Source organism: Leptospira ainazelensis (genome assembly GCF_016918785.1).
GTDB lineage: Bacteria > Spirochaetota > Leptospiria > Leptospirales > Leptospiraceae > Leptospira > Leptospira ainazelensis.
Genome location: NZ_JAFFPT010000032.1, coordinates 37509 through 55595 on the forward strand (window position 1 = coordinate 37509; position 18087 = coordinate 55595).

An 18087-nucleotide genomic window follows, 5' to 3' on the forward strand; every position below is an offset into this window, starting at 1 on the left:
AGCTCACGGTGTAAAACAAAAAGTTTGACTGTGCCCCGAACCTTTCCCGTACAATGAAAACCTGAACCGAAAATCGAACAAAGAGATTCAATTTTTAATATATATTAAAATTATTATATTCTTTGATTACGATTCAATGTGTTGTTGTATGTTGTAACGAATTCGTTCTCATTCGCAAAAAATCAGTTCGGTTTTTGCATTCTCCAGCAAAAATGAATTCTCTCGTTTCTAAAGTCATCGGGCAATGTCTTTTTGGAAATGTTTTCGATTTGATCCCAAAGAATCGATTTTTCGGAAAGTTGAAACTTCCTAAAGTTGGTGGAGAAGTAAAGAACCGCGCCCGGAAGCGCAAAGTCTCGATAGAGAATATTAAGAATTTCGACGTGATCTCTTTGAACGTCGAAAATATCGATCATCTTCTTACTATTGGAAAAAGTCGGGGGGTCGACTACGATCAAATCGTATTTTTCACGATCGTTTTCCTTTCGTTCGGTCCTCAACCATTCCATAACGTCGGCGCGCAACATTCTATGTTTTGTCGTAGATAAACCGTTAGCCCTGAGATTCTCTTCGGCCCAAGCGAGATAAGTGTTGGAAAGATCGATGCTGAGACTTTTGGAAGCGCCGCCTGACGCGGCATAAACCGTAAAGGAGCCGGTATAAGAAAACAAGTTTAAGAATTTCTTATCCTTTGCTTCCTTACGAACAAGATCCCGGGTGATTCTGTGATCTAAAAATAAACCGGTGTCGAGATAATCGGAAAGATTCACATAAAAACGAAGTCCGTTCTCTTCCACTTCCAACAACTCCGATTGTTCGGATTGTTTCTCGTATTGTAATGCGCCTTTTTTGGGTTCCCTTTTTTTCCAAAAGATATTTTCCGGACCGAGGTTTAGAACTTCGGATACGATTTTATCGATTTCTCGATTTTCTTTTTCTCTTTCCTCTTCCGAAATTTCATAGCTGTTTTTATAGGCGGAGATTTGACAATAGGGTCCGTAGAGATCGACGCTCACCGGAACTTGAGGAATATCTCTGTCGTAAATTCGAAAACACTGAAGCCCCCGTTTTCGAGCCCATTTCTTCCAGTGTTTGGACATTCTGGAAAGACGGTTTCGAAACATCACCGTCGGATTCCCGGAATCGTTAAGCGAATTTGCTTCTTCGGATCCATTCTCTGACATGAAACCAAGATAGAATCTACTCCCGAAAATCCAACCAGAACAAAAATTAAAAATCTTTAAAAAGACTGGAAAATTTGCAGTATAGATCGAGGATAGCCTGGCCTTTTACGAAGCTTCGGTTCGTAACCTTGGAGATGAACTTTTGAAATACACTTACCTTGAAAATCAAAAAGTAAAATTGTTTCTTACTTATTCCGAAACCGAATCCAAGGACGTGCTTCTTTTTGTACACGGTTATCCGGATACTCATAGAACCTGGGATTTACAAATCGAAGCTCTGGAAACTTCTTATAGACTTGGAGCGATCGATCTGAGAGGTTTTGGAAGATCCTCAAAACCCTTGGAACAAGCCGAATACAATTATGCAATGATTCTTCCGGATCTTTTGGAAGCGATCCGATTTCTTTCCAAGGATAAAAGAATACATCTTGTGGGACACGACTGGGGGGCCGCCCTAGGATGGTTGCTCATTAGTGATCCTGAATATTCAAGTTATGTGCGATCCTTTACTGCGATCTCCGGTCCGCACCCCTGGCTCGCCGGCAAAAGGATGATCGACGATATTTTCAGTCTCAAACTTGAAAATTGGAAAAAGGTATTGGATCAAGGCTTGCGTTCCTGGTATATTTGGTTTTATCAAATTCCTATGTTACCAGAGTTTCTCTGGCAGAATTTCGGAGAACCCATTTACAAATTGGTCATGGACTTAGGAGGTGTTCCCAAAAAGGATCACCTACGACAGATGAGTCGAAACGATATTTATAGTGCGACCATGGCTCCGATCCACCTCTTCCGAGAATTATTGTTCGGTAAAACCGTGATTGCAGAACCTTCCACAATTCGAGTTCCAGTACAATTGATCGTTCCTGAAAAGGACTTTATAGTTCTTCCCGAAGTTTACGAGAATTCAAGGGACTATGTGGAAAAATTAGAAATTCATAAATTAGATTCGAACCACTGGGTTCATAGAGAACAACCAAAAGTAGTGACTGACCTTATCCAAAAATTTGTCGCGAAATATTCCGCGTAAAAACAACTATCATACAATCTACTTTTATCGAGAACGATTCAACGTTGATTTTTGGATATTCAAAACAATAATTTTCTTGATGAGGTCTTTGGGGTCATTTTGGTTGTATCGAAAGTTCCTCGGAGACGATTCATGCAAAAATATAAAGAAATATCTTTCTTATGTGTTTTACTTTTTCTTTTGATAACTCATTGCCGACTTCCTAAAGAATCCGCGGGAAAATGGGAAGATAAAAAAAATCGATCCGTCTTGATTTACAGAGATAAAAATTTAGCTCCGTTAGGAACCGGATGTGTCTTTGGAAATAACCGGATATTGACTACTGAACATATTCTTCGGGATCTTTATGACGAAATTTTCGTTTCCTATGATGGAAAGAATTTCTTCAAAGCGGCATTACTTAAGAGAGAGAGAAAATTCGACTTAGCTTTACTCGAACTCAAAGGAACTTCGAAAATCTTTCCGAAAGATGATTTAGAATTCGTCGACCGCTCCGAAATTATAGAAGGCCTTAAGGTTTTTGCATGGACCGGGGCTTACGGAGGAACACCGGGAATTTATTTCGGGTATATTTCTCATGTAGAACGAACTCAATTTGATCCTACCTTTCCTAATATTCCTTTTATTCAAGTAAACCAGATTGCGTATCCTGGCGCCAGCGGCTCCTGCGTTTTTTTGGAAAACGGAAAAGTATTCGGAATCGTCCGCTCTTCTATTGGCATCTCCGAAGGAAGCCAAATCGGATTGGTGATTCCTTACGGCTATATCAAAGTTTTTTTGCGCGACCTATAATCGAAGTTGTATTATTTCAGAAATATTTATTTGACAAAACGGTCGCGTCATTTTATCACTTTTTTGCTTATAAGGAAGTGCAGTTAACGATGAGAAAGTTTACAAAAATAATTTGCCTAACGATATTGATCAGTCAATTTTACGTGTGTAAAGAGGAGAAGTCCGATGATATTAGCGCATTACTTCTGCTTGGAATCGCTTCGAGCGCGAATGAAAACGCGACTAAAACAAGTACTCAGGTGAGAGCCGCAGTTTCCGGTTTATCCAATTCGATCAGCTCAAGTATTCAAGGCGGCGTTGCCACGAATTTTAATTTTCCGATTCCAAAAATGGAAAAGAATAAATTGGTAGCCTATGTCCAAAAAAAATCGAGTATAGCCGTTTTACAGCGAGGTTTCCAATCCTTTCCTACGGCTCTTTCCAAAGAGTCTGGAACCTGCAACGCAACTTCTTGTTCTGCCACGTTAAACGGAACCGTCGATTGTAAGATCGGAGGCAACAATTCTGGAACCGCAACCCTCGACAAAATGAAAGTTGTTTATTCGGCCAGTATGGGAGCGGGTGGAATGTCCTTTTCCATGAACATGGACGGAAAAGTAAAAATGGATAAGTGCGCCTCTCAAAGCAGCGACTGGTTCAACTATCCGAGCTTGACAACCTCAGTCTCGAGCGGAGACATCACTCTAACAGGAGATTCTAAAGTAGAATTTGCAAGTATGGATATGGCTACACAGACCGCTACCATCAAATATGTGGAAAAAAATACTACAACTTCTCCTAATTTGGCAATAAACGGCGGCTCAGCTCAAACAGTCAACGTTACGCAAGACGTAAATATCGAACTCAATAGTAAACCTACGATTACGGAAGCCCCTACTTTTTCGAATAATAACTTCAAGTTCAAGGCAAGTTATGTGGATGTTGTAACCGGAACCGTTTCTGTTTCTGGTTCAGTCGGCGGCGGCTCCGTAAACGTAAGCAGGACTTATAATAAGGATAAGTTTACTTACGACGTCGCATGCGATATCAAGATCGATACTGATAATAAAATTTCAGGTGATTGTTCAGTTACAGTCAAATAGAACAACTTGAGAATGACCTCGGTCTTCCAAGGTTCCCCGCCCTCTGATTGATTCGCCGGCGGGGAACATACTTTTTTCTGAATATTCCGTTTTCGGAATTTATTATTCCTGACCGGGAAAACTCGGATCAAAAACCGCGCACAGAGATCTAATCTTAAATCTAAAGTCTCCCGGAAGAAGTATAATACTTTTTATAATATTCTTCCTCTAAGGAATTGATCGTCACACCTCGTTTTACTGAAGCGTGAACAAACTTCCGGTCTTTGAGATAAATCCCGACGTGACTCACCTTATTTCCGGATATTGTGAAAAAGATCAAATCTCCTTCCTTCAATTCTTCTTTTGAAATCGGAAACGTTCGAGGAACCATCGTATAACTCGGCCCGCTCAGATTAGATCCGTAGACTTTTGATAAGATTTTACTGGTAAAGCTGGAGCAATCGATACCCGATTCGTCGGTTCCATAATCTTTGTAAGGGGTTCCCAACCAACGATAAACTTCCTTATAAAGAAGAATGGAATCTTGCGGACCGATGGAGATTTTATGCTGTAGAAGAAAGTAATTCTGAAGTTCGGATTCGTCCGGATTCTTCTTTTCTCCGTGTAAGATCGTAAAACAAAGCGCGAAAATGCACGGAGTAAAAAAGAGAACGAGTTTGGAAGAAAACATTTTTAGTTTAGACGTTTTAAAAGTTCACTCCGCCGAAAACTATGATCTCCAAAAATCCGAAATTCTGACTCGCGCGGTCTTTGGAACGCCCGGTCGTAAAAATATTAGGAAGGTCGATATAACCTCCCTTAGCTCCGAATTCGAAGAAAAAATATTTATATAAATCCGCTCTTCCCGCCACATAACCGGATACTCCGTAACCGGACGTGTGAAAGTGATTGTTCTTTCCTTCGCCAAACAGGCGTACGTCGCTTCGGGCTACGATCGGACCTCCGCCTACGGAAGAGACAAAACTCAACGCGTTTTCTCCGTTAGACGAAACCCATAAAGGCTGAATCGTTCCCACATCCAGATAGAGAAAATTTAGACCGTCCGTGTGTTCGAATTTCAAAAAATCGGGGGTGATGTTGATCGTCTCTCCTCCGTGATACCCCTCCAATCGTTTGTATGCGTCCGGAAAGAGAAAAAGATAAACGGCCATATCGGAAGCGGTCCCAAGATGCGCCCTTTGAATCGCAAGCGGGTCTATGTAACCGGTGATATTGGACGCTTGACCGCGACTCATCACGTACTTCATGTGATCCTGACCGAAGGCTACAAAAAACCGGTCCGCGAAATAATACGTTAGACGGAAGTTGTATTGCGGAATTTCCCAAAGACTGGGATTTAGATAAACCGAAGGATCGAACTTTTCGGGTTTGTCTTTTGCGACGACGTCTTTGAGCGTAAAGTTATAACCTGGTCCCTTAAAAGTGATGTCGCTCTGCGTGTAATAATCGCGGTTGTAACCCCACTGAAAACTCCAGTTCCCTTTGCGTTGATCGACCCTTCGTTCAACTTCGGCCTTTTTGGGATCTACGTTAGCCGGAACGGGTTCGGTTTTTGTCTCCAAGTTTGCCTGAGCAAAGGGAACGATGTCTTGTAAATCTTTATCTTTTGATTTTGTTTCCGCAACGTTAGGAAGGACTAAAAAACAAAAAAGAAAAACACCGAAAATCGACCGGATTGAAATCGTTTGATTTCTAAGTTGTGCGTATATCATTGAGAGGATGAAAAATTCTAATCTAGTATATCAAAATACTAAAATTACGCGAGTCGGTCTCACGGCTATGTTTTTTTCTTTTACTTCGTCTCAAACTCGGAGAGAAAATCCATCTCTCAAGATATACGCAGTTAGATTCCCGATTTAGCTCCGATTTCCATTTTTTCGGGCGGAATTTCGATTCACAAAAACTCGAATCTCTTCGCTTACAAAGTCGGGTTTTTCTTTTTGAATCCAGTGATTGGAATCCACAAGAGTTGTTTCCAAAAAATCGCATACGTTCGCGTGTGAATCGTAACTTTCGGGACAAATCGCCATGTCGCGTAACGGAATCAAAACTCGGACCGGGATCATGATTCGTTTAGGAGTTGGAAATTTTTTTCCTTGAATGAGCTCTTTATATAAATTGACCGGATAAAGAGCGCTTTTGAGAATTTCTTCTTTTGTAAAATTCCGCATCGGATCTCCTTTCGGGATCTCCGCCGTATACATAAGATATTTCCAAAAAAACATCGTAAACTTAGAGAGTAAAAAGTTCGGAAGTCCCGGAATCTGGAAGAATAGGATATACCAGGACTTCAAGGATTGTTTCAGCGAAATCCAAATCTTTCTCGGACTAAAACTGAAAAAATAACGAAACATCAGATTTCTCGCGAGAATCGGATGTGGTCCTCCCATCGCGGTGTAGGAAAGAATCAGTTTAGAATATTCTAAATCACCGACAAAAGCCCAAGATAAGATGGCGCCCCAATCGTGAGCTACAAGATGAACCGGTTTTCCGTTTCCTAAAAATCGAATCACAGCCTCAAAGTCTTGAAACACGATACGAGCGTTATAATCTTTTTGTCTTTCCGGTTTACTCGAATTCCCGGCGCCCCTCAGATCCAACGCGCCCACGTTGAATTCTTTGGATAAGAATTGTAACTGCGAATTCCAAGTCGAATGTTCGTCCGGATATCCGTGCACAAATAGAATCGTTTCCCGGTCCGGTCTTTCCAAGGCGGTTGTATTGTATTTTAAAAAAAGATCCAAGTTCCCGTTGCGGACAAACGTCGTTTGAAACGAGAGGGATGCTTTTGATTTTTGGAATGTTTTTTGTTTTTCAAATGACAGAGCAATCATATCCTTTCCCATTTTTAAGAATCTCTTCCCTTTCCTAACAGATCACGTTTTTAGATCGATTCCGAATTCTCGTTTAAAAACAATCGGCATCTGCAAAATGCCGCTTCTTAAGATAAGAGCGGAAGTAGCACAATTAATTCTTAATATACTTTTTTTATAATCGATCGTTCAAGCTCGTAATCTTATGAACGATATTCGGAGTCATTCGACTCAAAAAACTGATAGTCTTGGATTTGATTCCGGGGAAGACGTGAAGTTTTCTTTTTTCCATTCCTTTTACGATCGCTTTTACGACCGTTATCGGACTATCCACGATTCCCATCGGAATATCCTGTTGTTTTCCGAATTGCTGCGATTTGAGAATTCCGGTATCCGCAAAAAACGGATACACATTCGTAACGGCGACTCCTTTCTTTCGAAGAGCGGCGTCCATCGCTTCTCCCATCGCCCTGATTCCGAATTTGGAAATGGAATAGTAGATCAATTCTCCGGCGGCGACATGACCCGCAACCGAAGAAAGGTTTACAATCTGTCCTTGTTTTCTTTCCAACATCGCGGGAACAAACAAACGACTCAGATGAATCGGCGCGTACAAATTTACATCCAGAATGAGATTCCAGTTTTTATCGGGAACATCCAAAAGCCCGCCTTTGAATGCAAGTCCCGCGTTGTTGATCAACACGTCCACACCCTTTGGAGAAAACTTTAGAGTATTCTGATATACGTCCTTACAACCTTCTTGTGTTTGCAGATCTCCCGAAAAACTTCCGAGAATCTTTCCAACGTGTTGTTGTTGAGATCCGTTGCCGTAGTGTTCAAGCCATTTTCTTTGTAGATAAAAATCGGAGTCCGTACTCGGAGCCTTTAGATCGGTAAGAATCAGATCGGCTCCTTTTTCCAAAAGTTGTTTTGTCAGTTCTCTTCCGAAACCTCCATTAGCTCCGGTGATTAAGATCGTTTTCTCTTTCAATTTGCTCATATCGCTTCTCTGTATTGGTGTTCTTGGGATGAAAAAATTTCTTTGGCTAAGTGGAGATTGTCCTCTTCGTCGGGATGAAAAGAAACCCGAAAGTATCGAAACGCGGCCCGCATCGTTAAAGGCAAAACTTTCTCTTTTGTAAAGAGAAGTCGAAAGAGTTCTCTCTGAGTTTGAAATCGAAAAAGAATTCCATCCTGCCAGAGAAACAGCAAAACCGCAACAAACGTAAAGGCGAAAAAAATTCCGGACGCGATACACATTCCCATCACACGAATCCAATAACTCTGTGTTACCTCTTTCAAGACGTCAAAGGCCGCCGACTTGTGTTCCAACTCTTCGGCCGCGTGCCACTCAAAGAGCCTTCTCATCTCAGGATGAGCCGGCTTGAGAAGTCCGCTTCTCAAACCGAGATCCGCGACGAGAGAAGTATAATGTTCCAGACCGGCGACGGCGGCCAGATTCATTCTTTCGGAAAAAAGTTTTTCCAAAAGACCAAAGGCGAACCAAACCACAAAATTCATAAAACCTTCGAATCGATACCCTTGGTCTTTGAGATTTTGCCAGAACTTTTTGTGTTCCCCCGCGTGTTGAGCTTCCTGACCCACAAAGGCGATCGCGTTTCTTTTTACCTTGCCCTCTTTGAGTTTCGGTATTTGTCTCTGAATCGTTCTGATAAAGTATTTTTCCCCTTCCGGAAAGAGAATCGTCCAAGCGTTCAATACGTGGGTAAGAGACGCGTTTCCTCCGCACCAATGTTTTGGCACGTCGCTCGAAAATTGGAATCTGGGTTTTCGGACCGGATAATCCGGTTTTTGGATCTGATTCATAGTTGTTCCATTCGCATTCTTATTTTAGAATATTCTTCTTTTATTGTATACTTCATAGGGATAAAAAATAAGATCGAGACATTCTTCCTTACGGAACCTTCTTTCCAAAATATCTCAATTTTTAGAAACATTTCAGTCCGTCTTAAGCTACTCCTACCTTGAGTTTTGTCGTTTTCGTCTTCGACAACGAGGAAACCTTTTTCGTCTTTGAAATCCTTTCCGATTCTTTCCAGAAACGAACGTGTGGAAGATCCTCGTCGAGCCAGAACGCGTCGGTGTCGCTTACGACTAAGATCTCTTCCCATTTTACTCCGAAACTTTCTTCCGCTCTGGAACCCGAATGGATCTTTCCGATATGCGGCTCGACTGCCCAAAGCCCCGCGTCTACTCGGGACTTTGTAAATTCTCCCCAGAGTGGAGAGGCGTTGGAAGAAGGAGCAAAGATTCCTTTTAAAATCTGAGGAACCAAATAAAGAAAGGTCTGCGGTGGAAAACCTAGCAGCCTGCCCGCTGGAAAATTAGAAGCCGGAACCTTTCCGACTTTGTGACCAAGAACCCCGTTAGGATAAATCGTATGACAATTGGAATAGCCGAGATCGTGGATGAGATCGTCGCAGACTTGATAGATATCGCCCATGTTTTTTTCGGCCCGGACCAATTCTAAGATGAGAGTTCTGAATTCTTTGAGATCCTTGAGTCCTTGTTCCACTTCGGAATTTTTTCCGAAGGAGAAAGAATATCCCACGTCCGCGGTCACACCTTTCACGTTAGGCGCAACATCCAGGATCACCGCCATTCCTTCCTTTAACTTTCGATTGGATGGTTGAAACTGAAATCCGAAGTGCGGAAGAAGTCCTTCGCCTCCGATCCGTTTCCAAGTGAGAGGTCTTCTGAATCCTCGAAAGCAGGTTCGATCTCCGAACCACGCAAATCCGTAATGAAAGAAATTCTTTCCCCCCCTTTCGTAAATATAAGAATCGATCAAAGAAGCCGCGGTTTTTTCAGTCATTCCGGCCACGAGGCGGCCGCGGACCCATTCCACGGCATCGTATGCAAGTTTTTGCACATTCTTAAAATCGTTTAGATCGGCGGCCGTATAATACTCTCGAGACATTCTTCCTCTCCTCTCAAACTCTCGGAAGCGAGTTCGGTTCGGAGATTGTAACGTATGTTACGGGAGTAATCGTCCAATCTTATGATTTCCGACCGCTTTTTAGATTTTTTTTCTCCACTCTGCGGGAGTCATTCCGGCGATTTTTAAGAATTGAGCGTTGAATGTGGACTTCGTATTAAAACCGACCTCGAAGCCGATCGAAAGAATCGTCTTTTCCGGTTCTTCGAGAAGAATCTTTTTGGCCTCTCTCACTCGGAATCCGTTGATGAATTCGTTAAAATTCTTTTCATACAATTCGTTGAGGATCCGAGAAAGCTGATGCGGAGTGATGAGAAGTTTTTCGGCGAGATCCTGCATCCGCAATTCTTCCTCTCGATAAATTTTTTCCTCTTCCATAAGTTCGTTCAGACGAGTTCGGATCGCATCCAGGTTGAGTCCGCCTAACTGCGTTTTCTCGTATCGTTTTTGTTGTAATTCCAACTTGAGAGAATTGAAGAAGTTCGGATATCGCGCCGTGAACACAAAGACGAGTCCGTTCCCAAACGTCATCAAAACAGAAGCAAACGCGAATAGTTTTGGAAAATCAAGGTAGAATCCGATTCCGGAAAGTTGAACCGATACGATCGTGATCAGAAGAATCCAGGACGCAAGCCTGGATAGATGGAAGTCGATCTCTCGAAAGGATTTCCAAAAAAGATAGACCGAATAAAAACAATAGAACGTTAGGTGGAGATAACCGATTCCGATCAGAAGAGAAATCGGACTTTTGCCTCGATGTACAAACGCGTCCTGAATGAGTTCCGATTTCGAATCCATCGGAAAAAGAAAAAAAATCATCTCGCAAAGAATCGCCAGATACGCCGGAAAAAAATGTCTCTTGAGGGGAATCTTTTTTTCCAGTGCAAATTCGAGCATTCTTCCCAAGACAAGGAGAAGTACGGGGCCCATCGCAAAGAGGGACGAAAAAAAGAAGATCCAAAGAAACGGATACCCGCCCGTTCCGGGAACCGATACCAAACCGATCCGAGATTCCACGGAGGCCATAAGAAAGGCCAAAAAAAACATCCCCGTAAATTCTTCTCCACGTTTGTGTTTGGCGAGCTCGGTAAAAAAAAGGAGGATACAATATCCCGGACCAAGTTGAATCAAAAATTGGAGACCAAGCCAGAGTAGATCCGGAGCTGAAATCGGGTGCATAGGAAATGCGAGAAGGAAAGCCGACCCCGAAGTTTTGTCCAGAAGAATCGGGAAAAATCGACGTTCGCAAAATTAGAAGAATTGACGCATACCATTCTCCGAGGTTCCCTATCGGTATGAGTGAATTCGTTGAAATCAAAGTTGGGGAGAAATCCTACCAGTTGCCATTGATCGCCGGAACGGATGGAAAAAAAGGAATCGATATTCGTGAACTCCATCAAAAAACCGGACTCATTTCCTACGATCCCGGCTTTTTTAATACCGCCTATGCAGTGAGCCGCATTTCCAGAAGAGATCCGGATTCGGGGGATCTTCATTATAGAGGTTACGACGTCGCGGACCTCGTTCAACATTCCACCTTTGTGGAAACGAGCTATCTTTTGATCTATGGAAAACTTCCCACCGAACAACAACTCAAGGACTTCTCCTTAAAACTTTCCAAACACTCTTTGATTCACGAGGACATGATCAATCTTTTCGACGGCTTTCCAGGAAAAGGTCATCCTCTCGCGGTCCTTTCCGTGATGGTCACTTCCCTTTCCAGTTATTATCCGGAAGAATATGAAGAATCCCTGGACAAAGGGATCGATCATTCCGCAAGACTTCTTGCAAAGATCAGAACGATCGCGGCCTTTAGTTACAAAAAGATCGTGGGACAACCTTTTGTTTATCCTTTGGACAAACATCCTTATTGTACGAACTTTCTTTATATGTTGTTTTCGATACCTTCCAAGGATCACGTTCCGAGCGAAGACGTGGACCGGATTCTCAATCAACTCTGGATTCTTTACGCGGATCACGAACAGAACGTTTCCAACACTACGGTTCAAGTGATAGGTTCCACTCAGGCGAATCTTTTTGCTTCGATTTCTTCCGCGATCAACGCTCTCTGGGGTTCCAGAGAAGGCGGGCGTCAAGTAGCTGCGGTCGGTCTGATCGAAGACATCATCAAATCCAGAAAGACGGTCGCGGAATATTTCGAGAAGTTCAAAGGGGATTCGGAAAGACTTTTTTCAAACGGTTTTGGTCACAAGGCCTACGCCGCAAAAAGTAGAAGGGCGATCATCGCCGGAAAACTCTTTCACGAATTCTACAAAAAACATCCTCTCAATCCGATCGCCGAAGTCGCCCTCAAGATCGACGAATACATGCAAAATGATGAATATTATATCAATCAGAATCTGTATCCGAATCTTGAATTCTACAGCGCCGTGATTTTCAATTCGATCGGAATTCCAAAAGAACTTTTTACCGCGATGCAGGTGATAGGAAAACTCCCCGGATGGCTCGCCCATTGGAGAGAACAAAGGGTTTCCGGTAACTACAGCAAGGCTCGTCCAAAACAAATTTATACCGGAGAGATCGGAAGAAAATACGTTCCACTTTCCGAAAGATAAACTACGATGCAGAACCCGAGATGGAAAGACTGGCTCTCCCAAGCCGAAAGAGATTTGGAATGAGCGGAAGCTTCTTTACAATCGGGTTTTTTTGCGCAGACGTGTTTTGTCTGTCAGCAAGTGGGGGAAGCCGTCGCATTTGCGGAAAAATTGATCGGCATCGTAAAAGAAAAACTCCGATGAGCGTAATCGTTTTCCCGAAAAGAGATCCCCTCGGCGGAATGACTCGAGAAGAACTGATCCAAAAAATTCAATCGTCTCTTCGGGAAAAAGTAAACAAGACGTTTTTATTCGGAAGTGTTGCAAGAAATTCGGAGCACGCTTATAGCGACGTGGACCTGATCGTAATTACAAAAACGGATCTTCCCTTTTTAAAAAGACAGGAACTTTTTCCGGAACTTCTAAAACTTCCCGTCGAGTGGAACTTATTCGTTTATACGGAAGAAGAATGGGAAAAAATCCGAGAACAAAGCCAATATCCCGGTTTTTGGAAAACGGTCTTTGCAGAAATGATTCCACTTTTGTAATATACTTCTTTCAAAGTATAGTTTCGTTTTGATTCTCAACACGGATCCAAAATCGTTCGAATCTCCAACCCCCGTCCTCTGATTTGTTTCTTTTCACTCGACATTCGGTTTGATACAATCCCAATCCCCATTCTTATAAAAACTGCTGTTAGAAATGGTCGAAAATTTTCCAAAGGGCGTTGGCGATTCTCCCGTAAAAATTCTTCTTCCGATCGAAAAAGGTTTCTTCAGAACAGCCCCTTTCTTCAAGACGTTTCGTTCGTTTTGTTCTATCATAGAAAGATCTTTCATCCAAGAGGTTCTATGAATTTTAGAATGCCAAATCATTTCAAAGCCGCATACAAAGAGGAACTTGCTTCGTATCGTTCCAAACTCAAAGAGAAGGATTGGAGAGAAGCTTGGAAATTTCTGGAGAGAGCTCATCTGATCGGTCAATACCATCCGGTCCCGCATACGGGGATTCATTTTAGAATGCTCGTTTTCGCAGTTAGAACCGGAAATGGAAGAGAATTTTTCGGTCAACTCCTGCGGGTTTCCGTCGGAGGATTGGGTTCTCTTTTCAATCGGGTTCCGGTAGGAAATACGGGTGGAGCGAATGTTCCGATCCTTGCATCACTTCCTCTTCCGGAAGATTTGCGGGAACTCCTTGCGAACGCGGATACTAGCGGGAAAGGTTTATCGGGACTGAAAGGGAAGTTTTCTTAAGAGGCGCTGAAGGAAGGCGGGTTTGTGCGAAGCCGAGGATTTTTGGGAGTTCCCACATCCCTCGGAAGACCAAAGTTCTTCTGTGGAGTTCGAAAAGTAGGAACTCACACTTTTCTCGGAGACGTCCCTTCACGGCAAATCCCGAAAAGAAAAACGATGGAGTTCCTACATTCCTCGGAAGACCAAAGTTTTTCTGTGGAGTTCGAAAAAGTAGGAACTCACACTTTGTACAAAAAAGACCGGCCAATCGCGTTAGCAACCGCCGGCTGAATAGGTTTCAATTCTGTAAGTCCAGTTAATTAGACCTCTTCTTATCGGTCAACGCCTTCAAGAAAGTGACAATTGACTTTGTATCCGAATCCGAAAGATCTTTCCCGAGCTGAAGATGGGCCATTTTTTTCACGGCATCCTCCAGAGAAGCGACTTTCCCGTCGTGAAAATAAGGACCGGTGATCGCAATATTTCTGAGAGAGGGAACTTTAAAAACAAAAGCATCCGCAGGATTTTTCGTAACCGCAACGCGGCCTTTGTCGGTGGTATTTTCATACGGATTCACCTGACCTAATTTCCGGAAAGAATTTCCGCCCAAAAGAGGACCTACGTGACAAGCCGTACAACCGGTCGCCAGAAACTTCTCCAGACCTTCTTGTTCTTCCGAAGAAAGGGCCTTGTGATCTCCATTCTGAAAATCGTCAAAACGGTCTTTCGTGACAAGGGTTCTCTCGAAAGCGGCGATCGCACCCGCGAGATTTTCATAGGTGATTTTTTTATCGTCTTTAGGAAAGGCCTTTCCAAAAAGATCCTGGTATTCGGAGATCGCGCCGATTTTCTTTTCCACTTCGGCTGCGCTTGGCATCGCCATTTCCACAGGATTTAGAATCGGACCTTTCGCCTGTTCTTTCAAATCCTTCGCTCTTCCATCCCAAAACTGAGCGATGTGAAAACCCGCGTTCAAAACGGTAGGAGAATTTCTGTCTCCATTCTTCCCAAAGGCTCCCGGAGAAGTCGGAAGATTGTCAACGCCTGCGCCTTTCCCGGCGACGTTGTGACAGGAATTACAAGCCTGCGTGTCGTTTGCGGAAAGTCTCTTTTCAAAGTATAACTTTTCCCCGAGTTGGACCAATTCAGGCGTATCCCCTTCTCCGCCCGGAACTTTTTCCGGAATGGTTCCGAAGATTTTTTTGGAATCTTCGATCAGTTTTTTCGTCTTTTCAGACGGCCCACAGGAAACCAAAACAACCCCGAGGAGCGCCAAAAACAGGACTCCGAATGTAGATTTTTTCATACCAGTTCCTCTCTCTATTTATTTTAGAATGATTCTAAAAATGGATTCTATTTAGAATCATTCTAAAAGACAATTCTTTTTCAGGTCTTCTTTCGCTTTTTCCTCTCAATCTGGAAGACCAGCCCCTGGGCGTTGATCTTAGAATCAAACCCAAGAAGCATTTCTTCCCTTTCCCCCACGGCAATTCCTTGTGTGGAAATTTCTCTTTCCAAATAAGAACGAATTCTTCCCGTACAAAATTCCAAAAGAGGTTCTCCCTCCAAACCCGATCTTTCCCCGGAGGAAAGAATGTTTTGCATCGCGTGAAGTCCCTGTTTCATCTGGCGTGCGCCGGATGGTAGATCCTTCCAAACGCCGAAATGAGTCAGATAAGCCTTATCGGCTCCAGTCGCGAGAATCGTATCCACCGTGTTCATCGCCTCCTCCGCGTCAAAATCGGTCGGAGTTGTGGAAGGATACAAAACCGGATTTTTGCCGACCGCAAATTCCCTATAACCGAGACCGAAAGAATCTCCGGTAAAAATCCCGTTACTCAAAGAATCATAGATACAAAAATGATGATTTGCGTGACCGCGTGTATGATAGAATTTGAATATTCTTTTTCCCCATCGAATCTCCTCCCCGTCTTCCGGACTTTTCACTCGATCCGCCGGAACCGGAATGATTTCACCGTAGAGTTTTTTGAAATTCTCCTCTCCGTAAACTTGGATCGAACTCTGGACCAGTCTTTCGGGTGATATAAGATGTTTTGCCGCTTTTGGATGTGCGAGAATGGTCGCGTTCGGACAGTGTTTTGCAAGAAGTCCGGTTCCTCCCGCGTGATCGAGATGAACGTGAGTTACGATGATGTATTTTACGTCTTCCGGTTTAAGTCCGACCTTTGCCAATTCTTCCAGAAGAATCGGAACCGCGTGATTTGTATTGTTTTCGACAAAGGCCGCCTCGTTCCCTTCCACAACAAGATAAGCGCAAGCGACGCCGGGGGAAATATAATCGCAGTCGATCGTAAACAATCCGGGAAAGGGTTCTTTCTCAAAAGGCGGCATAAAGATTCTCCTGATTTCAGAATCGAAATTCCTCTACAAACGTCGCAAGGCGTTTTTTCTATTTAAGAATCCCGGTAAACCGGATCTCTTTGCTCGGAGCAAAGTTTATTCTACATTATATCCACAGTCAAGTAAGTCAGGTCGTCCGGAATCTTAGAAGAGGAAAAAGATCGCACCGTAGCCAAAATTTCTTCGTTCAGATTTCTAGGATTTCGAAAGAAATTATTCTTCAAAACTTCCAGAAGTCTCCTTTCCCCGAACATTTCCCTCTCAGGACTGAGCGCTTCCGTGACTCCGTCCGTATAAAAGAAAAATCGATCCCCGGTTTTGAGCGCGATCGTGTAAGTTTCGGGTTCGATCGTCTTCAACATTCCGAGAATCATTCCCCTTCCTTTTAAAAATTCGGGTTCCGCGAGATCTTCTCGAATCAAAACGGGCGGAGGATGTCCCGCAACTGAATATCGAAATTCTTCCTTTTCGAGATCGTATAAACAGACAAAAGCGGAAATAAAATTTTTCTCCAAAACCTGAAACATCCGGTTGTTCAATTCCGAAAGAATCCGGGAAGGTTCCTCCATCTTACGGCTCAGTTCCAAAAACGAAACCTTGAGCATCGAAGAAACCAGAGCCGACGCGACTCCGTGACCCAAAACGTCGCAGAGAATAAACATTACCTTTTTCTCATTTAGAATATAATAATCTAAAAAATCGCCGCCGACTTGATCCACGGGAATATAAACCGAGTTCACAGATAAACGGTGAATTCTCCCGTCTAGTTGGGGAATCAATCTCGTCTGCAAATTGGCCGCCATTCCCAATTCTTCATGAAGAATCCGATTTTGTTTTTTCAACTCCTCGGTTCTTTTTTCCACCTTGGCTTCGAGAGTCGTGTTTAATCTTTTGAGTTCCGAATGGGCTCTCGCGTTTTGATACGAAATACTCACGGCGCCGGAGATCAAAAGCGCGAAAAAACCGTATTGGGATAAAAACATATTCTTTCCTGAAACGTTGTCCAAAACGACGTCGATGATCGCAAACAGCGCGAGAAGGCCCACTCCTCCCACCATGATCAAAGCTTCCATAAGTTTTTTTCTCAACTCGGAGTAAAAGATCGGAACCAGAAGTAAGAACATGGAAAACAAAATTCCTTCCCACGCATAAACGAGCAAAACCCTTTGAGTTCCGTCGAGTTCCAAAAGATGAAGGGTTCCGATCACAAGACTCGCCTTCATGATCATTTTAGCCGCCGTCCCCGTTTTTTTTCGGAACAACGCATACAGAAAATATAATATACAAGTCGGAAAAACCGTCTGAGCCAAAAAGAAAGAACGGGACAAAATCCCGAAAGGAACGTCTATATAGTGCATTTTATGAAGAAGCGGCAATCTCCAAAAAACGAAAAGAAAGGCGGATAACGCAAGAAAGATACTGGCTCTGGAATAACGATTGAGAGAATACGAAATCGATTGTTGTAAAAAAACCCCTAAGAATAAAACGATCAGCACGAGTTGGAGGGCGTCTTCCTGAATCAAAGCGTCTTTGAGTTCGTCGAAATCGCCTAACTTGGGAATACTTCTGAAAATTCCGCAGTGAAATCCGAGCTCTTGGCATTCGATCTCGATTCGAATCGTATTCTTTTTTCCCTTTTCGATCCATTCGAGAGGAATTTTATACAAACGACTTCGAAACCAAGCCGGAGAATAAGGATCGATCTCGCCGGTTTTTCCGATCAGTTTCCCGTTAAAGTAAACCCTGTCTGCGGACTGAATTCTATCTAAAAAAATTCCCTGAGACCCGGAAGGCGCCGTATTCGGATATTCTATCGAAATCGTATAATAGCCCTTAAGCGGAATTTCCAGACCTTGGCTCGTTAAACCGACACCGGGAAGAATCGACTTAAAACTTCTGCCGTCTACGTTATAGTATTCCCATCCTTCGCTCAATAGCTGAACCTTTTCCGGATCGATCGGTTCCGAGTATACTGCGGAGGGAATTAGACATAATAGGATTAATCCGAATAAAATCGGTTTCATACAAAAAGAGGGGATCAAACTAACTCTGCGTATGCGTCTGTAAAGTTAAATTTGG

Annotated in this window: 18 protein-coding genes and 1 pseudogene; 7 read left to right on the forward strand and 12 right to left on the reverse strand. The window is 43.1% G+C overall.

Annotated elements, in window-relative coordinates:
* Window positions 1-182 precede the first annotated feature (182 nt).
* Window positions 183-1184: a class I SAM-dependent methyltransferase gene (locus JWG44_RS08710; RefSeq protein WP_205274569.1), complete on the reverse strand. Its 1002-nt coding sequence runs from the start codon at window positions 1182-1184 to the stop codon at window positions 183-185.
* Between the two features lie 142 nt (window positions 1185-1326).
* Here JWG44_RS08710 and JWG44_RS08715 point away from each other — a divergent pair, with 142 nt between their 5' ends.
* The 3 genes from JWG44_RS08715 to JWG44_RS08725 all read left to right on the forward strand — a co-directional run bounded on the left by JWG44_RS08715 (window position 1327) and on the right by JWG44_RS08725 (window position 4088).
* A complete protein-coding gene (locus JWG44_RS08715) occupies window positions 1327-2214 on the forward strand; it encodes an alpha/beta fold hydrolase (protein WP_205274570.1) in 888 nt (295 codons plus the stop codon).
* Between the two features lie 132 nt (window positions 2215-2346).
* Complete coding sequence (locus JWG44_RS08720) at window positions 2347-3006, forward strand: S1 family peptidase (protein WP_205274571.1); 660 nt, start codon at window positions 2347-2349, stop codon at window positions 3004-3006.
* Between the two features lie 89 nt (window positions 3007-3095).
* Window positions 3096-4088, forward strand: coding sequence for a hypothetical protein (locus JWG44_RS08725; RefSeq protein WP_205274572.1), 993 nt, complete (start codon window positions 3096-3098; stop codon window positions 4086-4088).
* A gap of 160 nt (window positions 4089-4248) precedes the next feature.
* Here the strand turns inward: JWG44_RS08725 and JWG44_RS08730 are convergent, their stop codons facing one another.
* The 7 genes from JWG44_RS08730 to JWG44_RS08760 all read right to left on the reverse strand — a co-directional run bounded on the left by JWG44_RS08730 (window position 4249) and on the right by JWG44_RS08760 (window position 11039).
* Window positions 4249-4758: a C40 family peptidase gene (locus JWG44_RS08730; protein ID WP_205274573.1), complete on the reverse strand. Its 510-nt coding sequence runs from the start codon at window positions 4756-4758 to the stop codon at window positions 4249-4251.
* 16 nt (window positions 4759-4774) lie between these two features.
* Window positions 4775-5800, reverse strand: a complete 1026-nt coding sequence (locus tag JWG44_RS08735; RefSeq protein WP_232371564.1) for a hypothetical protein — start codon at window positions 5798-5800, stop codon at window positions 4775-4777.
* Window positions 5801-5944: 144 nt separating this feature from the next.
* Window positions 5945-6922: an alpha/beta fold hydrolase gene (locus JWG44_RS08740; protein WP_232371565.1), complete on the reverse strand. Its 978-nt coding sequence runs from the start codon at window positions 6920-6922 to the stop codon at window positions 5945-5947.
* Between the two features lie 154 nt (window positions 6923-7076).
* On the reverse strand, window positions 7077-7901 hold the full coding sequence (locus JWG44_RS08745) for an SDR family NAD(P)-dependent oxidoreductase (protein ID WP_205274575.1): 825 nt from the start codon (window positions 7899-7901) through the stop codon (window positions 7077-7079).
* Window positions 7898-8728 carry a metal-dependent hydrolase gene (locus JWG44_RS08750; RefSeq protein WP_205274576.1) on the reverse strand — a complete coding sequence of 277 codons (831 nt, stop codon included), beginning with the start codon at window positions 8726-8728 and terminating at the stop codon, window positions 7898-7900. Before JWG44_RS08750 ends, JWG44_RS08745 begins: the two co-directional genes overlap by 4 nt.
* Window positions 8729-8870: 142 nt before the next feature.
* Window positions 8871-9842: a M24 family metallopeptidase gene (locus JWG44_RS08755; protein WP_205274577.1), complete on the reverse strand. Its 972-nt coding sequence runs from the start codon at window positions 9840-9842 to the stop codon at window positions 8871-8873.
* Window positions 9843-9941: 99 nt separating this feature from the next.
* Window positions 9942-11039: a helix-turn-helix domain-containing protein gene (locus JWG44_RS08760; RefSeq protein ID WP_205274578.1), complete on the reverse strand. Its 1098-nt coding sequence runs from the start codon at window positions 11037-11039 to the stop codon at window positions 9942-9944.
* Window positions 11040-11155: 116 nt separating this feature from the next.
* On the opposite strand from JWG44_RS08760, the gene JWG44_RS08765 reads away from it, so the two are divergent.
* From JWG44_RS08765 to JWG44_RS08770, 3 genes and pseudogenes are all read left to right on the forward strand, one after another.
* On the forward strand, window positions 11156-12436 hold the full coding sequence (locus tag JWG44_RS08765; RefSeq protein ID WP_205274579.1) for a citrate/2-methylcitrate synthase: 1281 nt from the start codon (window positions 11156-11158) through the stop codon (window positions 12434-12436).
* A 6-nt stretch (window positions 12437-12442) separates the two neighbouring features.
* Window positions 12443-12565 (forward strand): annotated as a pseudogene (locus JWG44_RS22635) (HEPN domain-containing protein); the annotation flags it as partial.
* Between the two features lie 50 nt (window positions 12566-12615).
* Window positions 12616-12963, forward strand: coding sequence for a nucleotidyltransferase domain-containing protein (locus tag JWG44_RS08770; protein ID WP_205274580.1), 348 nt, complete (start codon window positions 12616-12618; stop codon window positions 12961-12963).
* A gap of 93 nt (window positions 12964-13056) precedes the next feature.
* Here JWG44_RS08770 and JWG44_RS08775 read toward each other — a convergent pair whose 3' ends face one another.
* Window positions 13057-13290: a hypothetical protein gene (locus tag JWG44_RS08775; protein ID WP_205274646.1), complete on the reverse strand. Its 234-nt coding sequence runs from the start codon at window positions 13288-13290 to the stop codon at window positions 13057-13059.
* On the opposite strand from JWG44_RS08775, the gene JWG44_RS08780 reads away from it, so the two are divergent.
* Complete coding sequence (locus JWG44_RS08780; RefSeq protein ID WP_232371566.1) at window positions 13279-13668, forward strand: DUF3703 domain-containing protein; 390 nt, start codon at window positions 13279-13281, stop codon at window positions 13666-13668. The genes JWG44_RS08775 and JWG44_RS08780 overlap by 12 nt on opposite strands.
* Window positions 13669-13963: 295 nt before the next feature.
* On the opposite strand, the gene JWG44_RS08785 is transcribed toward JWG44_RS08780, so the two are convergent.
* From JWG44_RS08785 to JWG44_RS08795, 3 genes are all read right to left on the reverse strand, one after another.
* On the reverse strand, window positions 13964-14953 hold the full coding sequence (locus JWG44_RS08785) for a cytochrome-c peroxidase (protein ID WP_205274582.1): 990 nt from the start codon (window positions 14951-14953) through the stop codon (window positions 13964-13966).
* An 80-nt stretch (window positions 14954-15033) separates the two neighbouring features.
* Window positions 15034-15999 carry an MBL fold metallo-hydrolase gene (locus JWG44_RS08790; protein ID WP_205274583.1) on the reverse strand — a complete coding sequence of 322 codons (966 nt, stop codon included), beginning with the start codon at window positions 15997-15999 and terminating at the stop codon, window positions 15034-15036.
* 110 nt (window positions 16000-16109) lie between these two features.
* Window positions 16110-18032: a PP2C family protein-serine/threonine phosphatase gene (locus JWG44_RS08795; protein WP_232371567.1), complete on the reverse strand. Its 1923-nt coding sequence runs from the start codon at window positions 18030-18032 to the stop codon at window positions 16110-16112.
* Window positions 18033-18087: the final 55 nt, after the last annotated feature.